Annotated in this window: 10 protein-coding genes; 7 read left to right on the plus strand and 3 right to left on the minus strand. The window is 44.2% G+C overall.

Annotation, left to right across the window (positions count from 1 at the left end; genetic code table 11):
* Nucleotides 1–79: 79 nt before the first annotated feature.
* Nucleotides 80–877, minus strand: a complete 798-nt coding sequence (locus tag AB6E52_RS19710) for a DUF2189 domain-containing protein (RefSeq protein ID WP_017067802.1) — start codon at nt 875–877, stop codon at nt 80–82.
* 369 nt (nt 878–1,246) lie between these two features.
* On the minus strand, nt 1,247–2,401 hold the full coding sequence (gene metK, locus AB6E52_RS19715; RefSeq protein ID WP_017062234.1) for a methionine adenosyltransferase: 1,155 nt from the start codon (nt 2,399–2,401) through the stop codon (nt 1,247–1,249).
* 358 nt (nt 2,402–2,759) lie between these two features.
* Here metK and tkt point away from each other — a divergent pair, with 358 nt between their 5' ends.
* The 5 genes from tkt (at nt 2,760) to mscS (ending at nt 9,823) form a co-directional block, all read left to right on the plus strand.
* Nucleotides 2,760–4,754: a transketolase gene (gene tkt, locus AB6E52_RS19720; RefSeq protein ID WP_102321474.1), complete on the plus strand. Its 1,995-nt coding sequence runs from the start codon at nt 2,760–2,762 to the stop codon at nt 4,752–4,754.
* A gap of 213 nt (nt 4,755–4,967) precedes the next feature.
* A complete protein-coding gene (epd, locus tag AB6E52_RS19725) occupies nt 4,968–6,017 on the plus strand; it encodes an erythrose-4-phosphate dehydrogenase (protein ID WP_065675480.1) in 1,050 nt (349 codons plus the stop codon).
* Nucleotides 6,018–6,183: 166 nt separating this feature from the next.
* A complete protein-coding gene (locus AB6E52_RS19730; RefSeq protein ID WP_102321475.1) occupies nt 6,184–7,347 on the plus strand; it encodes a phosphoglycerate kinase in 1,164 nt (387 codons plus the stop codon).
* A gap of 155 nt (nt 7,348–7,502) precedes the next feature.
* Nucleotides 7,503–8,579, plus strand: a complete 1,077-nt coding sequence (gene fbaA / locus AB6E52_RS19735) for a class II fructose-bisphosphate aldolase (protein WP_010435694.1) — start codon at nt 7,503–7,505, stop codon at nt 8,577–8,579.
* Between the two features lie 377 nt (nt 8,580–8,956).
* On the plus strand, nt 8,957–9,823 hold the full coding sequence (gene mscS, locus AB6E52_RS19740; protein WP_017063201.1) for a small-conductance mechanosensitive channel MscS: 867 nt from the start codon (nt 8,957–8,959) through the stop codon (nt 9,821–9,823).
* A 96-nt stretch (nt 9,824–9,919) separates the two neighbouring features.
* Here the strand turns inward: mscS and AB6E52_RS19745 are convergent, their stop codons facing one another.
* On the minus strand, nt 9,920–10,549 hold the full coding sequence (locus AB6E52_RS19745; RefSeq protein WP_017059061.1) for a LysE/ArgO family amino acid transporter: 630 nt from the start codon (nt 10,547–10,549) through the stop codon (nt 9,920–9,922).
* 142 nt (nt 10,550–10,691) lie between these two features.
* On the opposite strand from AB6E52_RS19745, the gene AB6E52_RS19750 reads away from it, so the two are divergent.
* Nucleotides 10,692–11,588, plus strand: coding sequence for a LysR family transcriptional regulator ArgP (locus AB6E52_RS19750; protein WP_102321476.1), 897 nt, complete (start codon nt 10,692–10,694; stop codon nt 11,586–11,588).
* Nucleotides 11,589–11,698: 110 nt separating this feature from the next.
* Nucleotides 11,699–12,412: an oxidative stress defense protein gene (locus AB6E52_RS19755; protein ID WP_004735362.1), complete on the plus strand. Its 714-nt coding sequence runs from the start codon at nt 11,699–11,701 to the stop codon at nt 12,410–12,412.
* The last annotated feature ends 148 nt before the right edge of the window (nt 12,413–12,560 follow it).

Genomic DNA, 12,560 nt, shown 5'->3' on the forward strand with positions numbered 1-12,560 from the left:
CGTTGTTAACTCCAAATAAAAGACCTCAGCGTTTAAGCCAAGGCCTCATCATAACATTGCTTTTTGATCTAGCGATGCTTTACACGTGATGTTTTTTCTTAATGATCTCGTGATAAGCGTGCCATGTACCATAACCAAGTAGCGGCATGGTGACGATCATTCCGATGCCGTAGGTGGCAAAACCCACCAGAATACCGGCACAAATAATACTTGCCCAAACCACCATTGCAGGAATGTTCGATTTCACGGCATTAAAGCTAGTGAAAATTGCGCTCATCACATCAACGCGTCTCTCCATCATTAACGGAATTGAAAATGCTGAGATGCTAAATATGAGGCTTGCGATAACAAAACCAATCACAGAACCCGTAATTAAGAAGGGAGCGAACTCAGCCAATGGTGCGCCTTGCACTGAAGGGTAGAGCGCGTGCAATAACGCAGCGATACGCATCCAGAATATCATCGCAACCATCAACACAATCGCAAAGGCCCATTGGTGGGTGGAGTTGCGAGTGATGGCTTTCATTGAGTGGAGTAGGCTGGCGTTATGGCCTTTTTCTCTTTCCCAAGCTGCGTCATACAAGCCTAGGGCAAGAAACGGCCCTATCAGCATGTACACGATCAGGCTTGGCATCACGACTAAGTGTGTTCCTTGCCATTGGACAAGTTGAACAATCGCAATTGCTGCTCCCATAAAGCACAATCCGTAAAATGCGCTGATTAATGGCATTCTTACTAAGTCATGCAGAGCAAGCGACAACCAATGAAAGGGTGCGGAAATACTGATTTGGTTGCAAGGAATGGTGCGAGCGTAATCCTTATCGCTGACCTTGTGTTTTTTATCGTTCAGTTCGGATGGGTGCGCGGTACGAGGCATAGATCCCCCTAGTTAAATAACGTCCTAGTTATAATTCCATAAGGCTCATCGATATGGCTTGTGTGAGAGTTATGGTGTTTGAGCTAAATTGCTCTTTGTCATCCCAGTTATTGTTCTAGCGTGCATTTAACGAGCGTTATCAGACTGAATTAATTTAAGTTAAATGTGAGCTTGATCGCCTAGGAGTTACCTTAACTATTGTCAGTAGTGCTAGAAAACACAAATTATCAGCGGCTTTTTATACTAAGTGGTTAACGGTAAAGAAGGGCGTTGGAGAAGGGTATTGTGAGTGAAAGTTCGGTAAGTACATAAAAATAAAGCCCTTACTAAGCAGTAAGGGCTTTAAAGAAACAAATCGCAGTGGCTAAATTATTTTAGGCCAGCGAAGTCCGCAAGGATTGCTGCTTTGTCAGTCGCTTCCCAAGGGAACTCTTCACGACCGAAGTGGCCGTATGCAGCAGTTTGCTTGTAGATAGGCTGAAGAAGGTTCAGCATCTCTTGAAGGCCGTATGGACGTAGGTCGAAGTTTTGACGAACTGCTTCAATGATGATTTCGTGCGCTACTTTCTCAGTACCGAACGTTTCAACCATGATAGATGTTGGATCAGCAACACCAATAGCGTAAGACAGTTGAATCTCACAACGATCAGCCATGCCAGCAGCAACGATGTTTTTCGCAACGTAACGAGCCGCGTAAGCTGCAGAACGGTCAACTTTTGATGGATCTTTACCTGAGAATGCACCGCCACCGTGACGAGCTGCGCCGCCGTAGGTATCAACGATGATCTTACGACCAGTTAAACCACAGTCACCCATTGGGCCACCGATTACGAAACGGCCTGTTGGGTTGATGAAGAAGTTAGTATCTTTGTTGATCCACTCAGCAGGAAGTACTGGCTTGATGATTTCTTCCATTACTGCTTCGCGTAGGTCAGGCGTTGTTACTGAATCACAGTGTTGAGTAGAAAGAACAACAGCATCGATACCAACGATCTTACCTTGGTCGTATTGGAACGTAACTTGAGATTTCGCATCTGGGCGAAGGAAGTCAAGTTTGCCGCTCTTACGTACTTCAGCTTGCTTCTTAACAAGAAGGTGAGAGTAAGTAATTGGAGCTGGCATTAGGATAGGAGTTTCGTTAGTCGCGTAACCAAACATGATACCTTGGTCGCCTGCGCCTTGCTCTTTAGGGTCTTCTTTATCAACACCTTGGTTGATGTCTGGAGACTGCTTACCAATTGTGTTTAGAACAGCACAAGAGTCAGCGTCAAAGCCCATATCAGAATGAACGTAACCAATTTCACGTACTGTTTCACGAGTGATTTCTTCGATATCAACCCATGCAGACGTTGTCACTTCACCGCCAACCATAACCATGCCGGTTTTAACGTAAGTCTCACAAGCAACACGTGCTTTTGGATCTTGTTCCAAGATGGCATCAAGAACAGCATCAGAGATTTGGTCTGCAATTTTATCTGGATGACCTTCTGAAACAGATTCAGAAGTGAATAGGTGCTTAGCCATGAGAGCTCCACTTTTAAGTTTTTGGTGTAAATAGTTTATGGCGTCGCAAGCTAGGAAGCGCCGCCATTAAATACAGTATATTTTGTAGGTGTTTCTACATCTAGACGGCTATTCTAAATTCCAGCGGTCGAATTACAAGCTCTTTTTTATGATATGTCATAACTAATCGTTTGCGTATCGATCGAGATAAGCCACTGCTAAGTGATGTAAATGTTCGAAAATTGCGAAAAATGACCGTTAAAATGCCAGTAAAACGTTTGCAGTCGCAATAGTCGTTTGAGAGAATACCCGCGCTAATAAAAATGAAAACTTTAGCAATTATCTCTTTTTTAAATCGCTTATGTATCCAGGAGCAGACATGCCTTCTCGTAAAGATCTAGCCAATGCAATCCGCGCACTTAGCATGGACGGTGTTCAACAAGCAAATTCAGGCCACCCAGGCGCACCTATGGGCATGGCTGACATCGCTGAGGTTCTTTGGCGTGGCCACTTGAACCACAACCCAGCAAACCCAGAATGGGCTGACCGCGACCGTTTTATTCTGTCTAACGGCCATGGTTCAATGTTGATTTATTCTCTGCTTCACCTTGCAGGTTACGAGCTTTCAATTGAAGACCTGAAAAACTTCCGTCAACTGCACTCTAAGACTCCAGGTCACCCTGAGTACGGTTACGCTCCTGGTATCGAAACAACGACTGGTCCTCTAGGTCAAGGCATCACTAACGCTGTTGGTATGGCAATGGCTGAGAAAGCACTGGCGGCACAGTTCAACAAAGAAGGCCACGACATCGTAGACCACTACACTTATGCATTCATGGGTGATGGCTGTCTGATGGAAGGTATCTCTCACGAAGCATGTTCTCTAGCAGGTACGCTAGGTCTTGGTAAGCTGGTTGCTTTCTGGGATGACAACGGCATCTCTATCGATGGTGAAGTTGAAGGTTGGTTCTCTGACGATACACCTAAGCGTTTTGAAGCTTACGGCTGGCATGTAATCCCAGCGGTAGATGGTCACGACTCTGACGCTATCAACGCAGCAATTGAAGCGGCTAAAGCAGACCCTCGTCCAACTCTTATCTGTACTAAAACTATCATCGGTTTTGGTTCTCCAAACAAAGCAGGTACGCACGACTGTCACGGTGCTCCACTAGGCGCTGATGAAATCACAGCAACTAAAGCGGCACTGGGTTGGGAACACGGTCCTTTCGAAATCCCAGCGGATATCGCAGCTGAGTGGAATGCAAAAGAAGCAGGCGCAGCGAAAGAAGCAGCGTGGAATGCTAAGTTTGACGCATACGCAGCGGCTTACCCTGAGCTAGCAGCAGAATTCAAACGTCGTACTAACGGCGAACTTCCAGCTGAGTGGGAAGAGAAAGCAAACGCAATCATTGCTGATCTTCAAGCTAACCCAGCAAACATCGCTTCACGTAAAGCATCTCAAAACGCACTAGAAGCGTTTGGTCAAATGCTTCCAGAATTCATGGGTGGCTCTGCTGACCTTGCACCTTCTAACCTAACTATGTGGTCTGGTTCTAAGTCTCTTGAAGCGACTGACTTCTCTGGTAACTACATCCACTACGGTGTACGTGAATTCGGTATGACGGCTATCATGAACGGTATCGCTCTGCACGGTGGTTTCGTACCATACGGCGCAACGTTCCTAATGTTCATGGAATACGCGCGTAATGCAATGCGTATGGCTGCTCTGATGAAAGTTCAGAACATCCAAGTTTACACGCACGACTCTATCGGCCTAGGCGAAGATGGTCCTACTCACCAACCGGTTGAGCAGATCGCATCTCTACGTCTAACGCCAAACATGAGCACATGGCGTCCATGTGACCAAGTTGAATCAGCAGTGGCTTGGAAACTGGCTATTGAGCGTAAAGATGGTCCTTCATCTTTAATCTTCTCTCGTCAAAACCTTGCACAACAAGATCGTAACGCTGAGCAAGTAGCTAACATCGCTAAGGGTGGTTACATCCTGAAAGATTGTGAAGGCAAGCCAGAGCTAATTATCATTGCAACTGGTTCTGAAGTTGAGCTTGCAGTTGAAGCTGCTGCACACCTAACCGCTGAAGGTAAAGCAGTACGCGTAGTATCTATGCCTGCAACTGACGCGTTCGACAAGCAAGATGCTGAGTATCGTGAGTCTGTACTTCCATCTGACGTTACAGCACGTATTGCAGTAGAAGCTGGCATCGCTGACTTCTGGTACAAGTACGTTGGTTTTGGTGGCAAGATCATCGGTATGACAACGTTCGGCGAATCTGCACCAGCAGGCGAACTATTCAAGATGTTCGGCTTTACGACTGAAAACGTAGTAAACACCGCGAAAGAGCTTCTTGCTTAATCATTGATTGCTAGCTTAGTGCTAACAATGAAATGAATAAAAAAACCGAGCGCCGAGCTCGGTTTTTTGTCTCTGGGATTTGTTTCTCCTAGACTCATCTCTATAAGCAACAGATCAATCTGTCATGAACAAGCTGAGTTATTCAAGTAATGCCTTTTGGGTAGGATTCAGTTATCATCTGTTGCACGAAATTTTGGTTAGATGTACGGAACTATGCTAAAAGTCGCGATAAATGGATTTGGACGAATAGGGCGTAATGTATTACGCGCTGTCTATGAAAGTGGCAAAAGCCAACAAATCAAAGTAGTAGCTGTCAATGAGCTTGCTCAGCCTGACGCTATGGCTCACCTATTGCAGTACGACACCAGTCACGGCCGCTTCGGTAAGAAAATCTCTAACGATCAAGAGCACATTTATGTCCATCATGGCATTGGTGCTGAAGACAAGGGTGAGTTTGATACCATTCGTATCTTACATCTTGCTGATATTGAGCTGCTGCCTTGGCGTGACCTTGAGGTGGATATCGTTCTCGATTGTACCGGTGTTTATGGTTGCCGAGATGACGGCCTCGCGCACATTGCTGCAGGGGCGAAAAAGGTACTGTTTTCTCACCCCGGAGCCAATGACCTCGACAACACCATTATCTATGGTGTGAACCACGATACCATCGAAGCGGACCACCGAATCGTTTCCAATGGTTCATGCACCACCAACTGTATTGTCCCTATCATTAAGGTTCTTGATGACGCCTTTGGCATTGAGTCCGGTACGATTACGACTATTCACTCTTCAATGAATGATCAACAAGTTATCGATGCGTACCACAGCGATTTGCGTCGTACTCGAGCAGCAAGCCAATCGATCATTCCTGTCGATACCAAGTTGCATAAAGGTATTGAAAGAATCTTCCCGAAATTTTCCAACAAATTTGAAGCTATATCTGTGCGTGTGCCGACGGTAAACGTAACAGCGATGGATTTAAGTGTCACAATTAATGCAAATGTGAAAGTTAATGACGTAAATCAAACCATTGTTAATGCATCCCAGTGTACATTACACAATATAGTTGACTATACTGAAGCGCCGCTCGTTTCCATCGACTTTAATCACGATCCCCATAGCGCAATCGTTGATGGTTCACAAACGCGAGTGAGCAACGGCCACTTAGTTAAAATGCTAGTGTGGTGTGATAATGAATGGGGCTTTGCGAACCGAATGCTGGATACGGTTCTTGCAATGCAAGCTTCTGAAGGCAAGAAGTAAGACCTAGAAGCAAATGTGCGGATTATTTATTTTTTAGCTTGAAATAAATACTAAGAGTCCACATATTATTAGTAGTGAAAGAATTACCAGTTGAATAATTTATAGGCTTAGCAGGGTTGCTGAGTTTCCAAAACTTTATATTTATTTAAATTTGAGAGGACAAATCATGTCTGTGATCAAGATGACTGACCTGGAACTTGCAGGTAAACGCGTATTTATCCGTGCTGACCTAAACGTACCAGTAAAAGACGGTAAAGTAACTTCAGATGCACGTATCCTTGCATCTCTACCAACTATCAAACTTTGCCTAGAAGCTGGCGCAAAGGTAATGGTTACTTCTCACCTTGGTCGTCCTACTGAAGGCGAATACAACGAAGAGTTCTCTCTAGCTCCTGTAGTTAACTACCTAAACGACGCACTAGATTGCGAAGTTAAACTAGCTAAAGATTACCTAAACGGCCTAGAGCTAAACGCTGGTGAGCTAATTGTTCTTGAAAACGTTCGTTTCAACAAAGGCGAGAAGAAGAACGAAGAAGCACTTTCTAAGCAGTACGCTGCGCTATGTGACATCTTCGTGATGGACGCATTCGGTACAGCTCACCGTGCTCAAGCTTCTACACACGGCGTTGGTACTTACGCTCCTGTAGCATGTGCTGGCCCTCTTCTAGCTGCTGAGCTTGAAGCGCTTGGTAAAGCAATGGACAACCCAGCTCGCCCACTAGTGGCTATTGTTGGTGGTTCTAAAGTTTCTACTAAACTAACCGTTCTAGAATCTCTTTCTAAAATTGCTGACCAGCTTGTTGTTGGTGGTGGTATCGCGAACACATTCATCGCTGCTGAAGGCCACAACGTAGGTAAGTCTCTATACGAAGCTGACCTAGTTGAAACGGCTCAAAAGCTAATGAAAGAGTGTGCTATCCCAGTAGCAACTGACGTTGCATGTGCTAAAGCATTCGACGAAAACGCAGAAGCTGAAATCAAGCACGTTTCTGAAGTTCAAGACGACGACATGATCTTCGACCTTGGTCCAGATTCAACTGCGGCACTAGCTGAAATCATCGGCAACGCGAAAACAATCCTTTGGAACGGCCCTGTAGGCGTATTCGAATTCAAGAACTTCGAAGCGGGTACAGCTGGTATCTCTAAAGCAATCGCTGAGTCTGCAGGTTTCTCTGTAGCAGGTGGTGGTGACACGCTAGCAGCTATCGATAAGTTCGGTATCAAAGCTGACGTTTCTTACATCTCTACTGGCGGTGGCGCTTTCCTTGAATTCGTTGAAGGTAAAGTACTTCCTGCAGTAGCAATGCTTGAAGAGCGTGCTAAAGCATAATTGATTTAGAAAGGCGAGATGTGAATCTCGCCTTTTAACGTTTGCTGCATATCACACTTTTTTGCTAGAATGGCATAAGTTGTGAGCAAACGATTGCAAGTTTTTAAACTTAAGTTTTTTAATCTTAAAACGATAGAATAAATAGGACTATTTCCATGTCTAAGATCTTCGATTTTGTAAAACCTGGTGTGATTTCTGGCGATGACGTACAGAAAGTATTTGAAGTAGCAAAAGAAAACAAATTTGCTCTTCCTGCTGTAAACGTTGTTGGTACTGACTCTGTAAACGCAGTACTAGAAGCAGCTGCTAAAGTTAAAGCTCCAGTAGTTGTTCAGTTCTCTAACGGCGGCGCTGCATTCTTCGCAGGTAAAGGCGTTAAACTTGAAGGTCAAGGCGCACAAGTTCTTGGCGCTGTAGCTGGTGCAAAATACGTACACGCTGTAGCTGAAGCTTACGGTGTTCCAGTTATCCTGCACACTGACCACGCTGCTAAGAAACTTCTTCCATGGATCGACGGTCTACTAGACGCTGGTGAAGAGTTCTTCGCACAAACTGGTAAGCCTCTATTCTCTTCTCACATGCTAGACCTTTCTGAAGAGTCTCTAGAAGAGAACATCGAAACATGTGCTAAGTACCTAGAGCGCATGGCTAAAATGAACATGACAATCGAGATCGAACTTGGTTGTACTGGTGGTGAAGAAGACGGCGTTGATAACTCTGATATGGACGCATCTGAGCTTTACACTTCTCCAGAAGACGTAGCATACGCTTACGAGAAACTAATGGCTGTTAGCCCACGTTTCACTATCGCTGCATCTTTCGGTAACGTACACGGTGTTTACCAAGCTGGTAACGTTGTACTTACTCCAACTATCCTACGTGACTCTCAAGCATACTGTGCAGAGAAGTTCGGTATCGCACCTAACGCTCTAAACTTCGTATTCCACGGTGGTTCTGGTTCTTCTGAAGCAGAAATCCAAGAGTCTATCGGCTACGGTGTTATCAAAATGAACATCGATACTGATACACAGTGGGCAACTTGGGACGGTATCCGTCAGTACTCTGCTGACAACTTCGATTTCCTACAAGGTCAAATCGGCAACCCAACTGGCGAAGCTGCTCCAAACAAGAAGTACTACGATCCACGCGTATGGCTACGTGCTGGTCAAGCTTCAATGGTTGCTCGTCTAGAGAAAGCATTTGCTGACCTTAACGCTGTAGACGTACTATAATTCTTTGAATTAAGTACTCTTTAAGTTTTAAAAACCCGCTCATTGAGCGGGTTTTTTTATATCTGATAAAAACTTGTACTAAATATGTGAAAAACCTAGCGTGCGGTGAATAAATTTCGTAGTCTTTTAGTTATCGGTATTTGTGTTTATCGGTAAGTTTTAATAATTCAAAAGCTTACATAAATATGACTTTGCAATCTGTCAAAGATAGGATATCGTGCCGAAAAACTGAACTTGGTTCAGTTTATAAAAAGGACTTGGCTTTAATTTACTTTTAACACAATGACTTAACGGTAATTACACTGTTTATTATATTGCAGAGTAAATGAGGCTTAAGGCAGTTTAGCCCATAGCATATTATATAGAGGATGCACATTATGGCTGATAGTTCGACAGCGATTGAGACTCCACTTGTGGATGGTTTGTCTCAAGCAGAGCAGTGGTTAACAAATAATTCAGATTTATTTATCCAATATGGCGTAAATATCATTTCAGCACTGATAATTCTATTTATTGGTAACCTTATTGTTAAAGCAGTAGCGAATAGCGTGTCTAAGGTTCTTCAGAAGAAGAAAATGGACCGAGCAGTTGTGGAGTTCGTCCATGGTTTAGTTCGTTACTTGTTGTTTGTGATTGTTTTAATTGCTGCACTTGGTCGTTTAGGTGTTCAAACGGCATCTGTAGTTGCTGTTATTGGTGCGGCTGGTTTAGCCGTTGGTCTTGCACTACAAGGCTCACTATCTAACTTTGCTGCTGGTGTACTTATCGTTGCATTCCGTCCATTTAAGTCTGGTGACTATGTGGAAATTGGTGGTGTGGCAGGTTCAGTTGATTCTATTCAAATCTTCCAAACGGTTCTAACAACGCCAGACAACAAAATGGTTGTAGTACCTAACGGTAGCGTTATCGGCAGCCCAATCACAAACTATTCTCGTCATGCGACGCGCCGTATTGATCTAATGATTGGTGTTTCTTACAACGCTGATCTTCAGAAGACAAAAGCGCTACTGACTAAGATCTGTGAATCTGATGAGCGTGTACTGAAAGAACCTGGCGTTCAAGTTGGTGTTCATACGCTTGCTGATTCTTCAGTTAACTTCGTTGTTCGTCCATGGGTTAGCACTGCTGACTACTGGAATGTTTATTTCGACCTGATGCAAGCAATCAAAGAAGGCTTGGATAACGAGGGTATCGAAATTCCATTCCCGCAAATGGATGTACACATGAATAAAGTAGAAGCTTAATTCCTAGTTAGTTTTTATAACTATAAGCTTTTATAAGGAAAGGCGGATAACTTAGGTTATCCGCCTTTTTTGTTGGTTTCATGAAGCTAAATAGATTTACCAGTATTGCTCAATAAGTCCATCGGTAAGCACCGTTGCTATGGCGAACATCATGGTTGCGACTGCGATATCAATGCCTTTCTTAACCTTAGGTTTAGATAGCGTCGGGCCTAGTTTTGCAGCGCCTAATGACAAAGAATAGAACCAGACGAACGAAGCCAATATAGTCCCCATAGCAAATGCAATTCTGTCGTTGCCTTCAAATTGCCCACCAATGGATCCAAGAATTACCACGGTATCCAAATAGAGATGTGGGTTTAATACTGTTACTGCCAATGCCCCTAAAATAACGGTGCGCTTGCCACGCGCTAATATCTCACCTTTCGACTCATCACTGGTGCGTACTTTGAATGCACTGCGTAGTGAGAGCAAACCATACACAGTCAGAAAAGCGATGCCACCTAGTGTCACTGAGGTAAGCAGTAATTCATTTTGCGACAAGATCGCTCCGCCGCCAAAAATGCCTAATGAGATAAACAGAGTATCGAGCAGGCTACAAATCGTTGCTGTCGTTAAATGATGATTGCGTTTTATCCCTTGATTTAGGACGTACGCATTCTGAGCGCCAATAGGGATAATCATACTTGCCCCTAGACCAAAACCTTGTAATAAAACCCAAAAACTCATTTTAACCTCCACTTATTTAACGATATTTACGTGCTATATGGCGAAGATACTCTGACCCTTTAAATAAGTATAATTAATGATTTTAATCCATTATTAGAGTTGCTAATGTGGTGATGAGTTAGCTTAAAAAGGAAGCAAATTGATGCGCGGATTGGATTATAAATGGATTGAAGCACTGGATGCTGTAGTAAAACAACGTAGCTTCGAAAGGGCTGCTGAGCAGTTATATATCTCCCAGTCGGCGGTATCTCAACGCATCAAACAGCTGGAAAAGTGGTTGGCTCAGCCAGCCTTGGTGAGAGAAAGCCCGCCTAGGCCAACGCCTGCGGGTAAAAAACTACTGGGCTTATATCGCCGTGTTCGCTTGTTAGAGCACGAGCTTGTCCCAGAGTTGATGAACGAAGAGGGAACTCAACCTCTTTCTCTGTCTATTGCGACCAATGCTGATAGCTTGGCGACATGGTTACTTCCTGCGTTATCTGATGTGATGAATTCACGTCAAGTTGAGTTGAACCTCGCGATTCATGGTGAATCAAGAACCATTGAGAAGATTAAAAGTGGTGAGGTGGCCGGTGCAATCAGTTTGGAGTCTCAAGCGATTCCTGGCTGCAGTGCTGACTATCTCGGTAGGATGGATTATGTGTGCGTGGCTAGCCCTGACTTTCATCAGCGTTACTTTGCAGAGGGCGTAAACTACGCCACCTTAAGCAAAGCACCTGCGGTTTCCTATGATCAATACGATGATCTGCATAAGAAATTTTTGCATGATCATTTTAACGTCCCGAGAGATAGTGTGATCAATCATACTGTCGGCAGCTCAGAAGCATTTGTACGCTTGGCATTGTCGGGCGTTGCCTATTGTTTGATTCCTCGATTGCAGATTATCGAGGAGCTAGAGTCTGGTGCTTTGATTGATATTACGCCCGGCTTTTTGTTGTCTTATCGAATCTATTGGCACCATTGGCAATTAGAGAGCGGGGTATTAAAAGAGATATCTCAAGCAATATTAAATTATGCCCACAACCACTTACCTCAGTAAGCTGTTGGTTTTTGCAGCGTCAAAGTTGTGTTAGAAGTCCTGTCGCGGGATTGGTTATGTGACAAATTGCTCTATGATAAAAGAACATTTGTTCAGCATAGGTCTACCTAATGAAGTTTGTACCAAAGATGTTAGCAACGTCTCTTACTCTTACTGCAGCATTGAGTGCTGTGAGTTTTCCATCATTGGCTGACTCGCCATCTTTTCCGCATATTTCAACGACAGGCTATGGTGAAGTGATCGCGACACCAGACATGGCGACATTTTCAGTTAGAGTCGTGGAATCGACGATGACTGCTGAACAGGCTAAAAATACCGTTGATAAAGTGGTGACTGGCTTTCTAAATAAGCTACATCAAGCGGGTGTTGATGAGGCGAATGTACACAGCTCTAACCTGTATTTATCTCCTCAATATCATTACCCGAAAAATGGTAAACCTGAACTGGTTGGTTACCGTGCATCACGTAATGTGACCGTTCAAGTGAATGAGCTAGCCAACTTAAATGACTACATGGATATTGCCATTGGGCAGGGTATTAACCAGATCGATAATATCCAACTTCAGGTTCGTGACCAAGCTAAGTATCAGGAGCAAGCGCGCTTGGAGGCCATTAAAGATGCGACATCAAAAGCTAAATCATTGGCGAGCGGTTTTGAGCGCGAGTTAGGTGATGTATGGCGCGTAGATTACAACGCACAATCTTCTCAGCCTGTATTGATGCGTTCAATGGCAATGGATGCGAGAACCGAGTCGAATTCTTATGAAGATTCGACGATCACCATTCGTGATCGAGTGAATGTGATCTACCAACTAGAAGAGTAGTGAACATACCTCAGGAGGGATTAGATCATCATGATCTATTTACCTACAGTAGGCCAAGTACTAAAAAGGCTCTCATTACGAGAGCCTTTTCTATTTGTGCGCCGAGCATGGCGTTGATCTAGGAGGTGAAAGTCCTCTACGGGCTCAG

Source organism: Vibrio sp. 10N.247.311.13, from assembly GCF_041467595.1.
GTDB classification, from domain to species: Bacteria; Pseudomonadota; Gammaproteobacteria; order Enterobacterales; family Vibrionaceae; genus Vibrio; species Vibrio crassostreae_C.

Coding starts and splice junctions, on each gene's coding strand:
- AB6E52_RS19710 (WP_017067802.1), bottom strand. CDS start 877: ATGCCTCGTACCGCGCACCCATCCGAACTGAACGATAAAAAACACAAG.
- metK (WP_017062234.1), bottom strand. CDS start 2,401: ATGGCTAAGCACCTATTCACTTCTGAATCTGTTTCAGAAGGTCATCCA.
- tkt (WP_102321474.1), top strand. CDS start 2,760: ATGCCTTCTCGTAAAGATCTAGCCAATGCAATCCGCGCACTTAGCATG.
- fbaA (WP_010435694.1), top strand. CDS start 7,503: ATGTCTAAGATCTTCGATTTTGTAAAACCTGGTGTGATTTCTGGCGAT.
- AB6E52_RS19750 (WP_102321476.1), top strand. CDS start 10,692: ATGCGCGGATTGGATTATAAATGGATTGAAGCACTGGATGCTGTAGTA.
- mscS (WP_017063201.1), top strand. CDS start 8,957: ATGGCTGATAGTTCGACAGCGATTGAGACTCCACTTGTGGATGGTTTG.
- AB6E52_RS19755 (WP_004735362.1), top strand. CDS start 11,699: ATGAAGTTTGTACCAAAGATGTTAGCAACGTCTCTTACTCTTACTGCA.
- AB6E52_RS19730 (WP_102321475.1), top strand. CDS start 6,184: ATGTCTGTGATCAAGATGACTGACCTGGAACTTGCAGGTAAACGCGTA.
- AB6E52_RS19745 (WP_017059061.1), bottom strand. CDS start 10,549: ATGAGTTTTTGGGTTTTATTACAAGGTTTTGGTCTAGGGGCAAGTATG.
- epd (WP_065675480.1), top strand. CDS start 4,968: ATGCTAAAAGTCGCGATAAATGGATTTGGACGAATAGGGCGTAATGTA.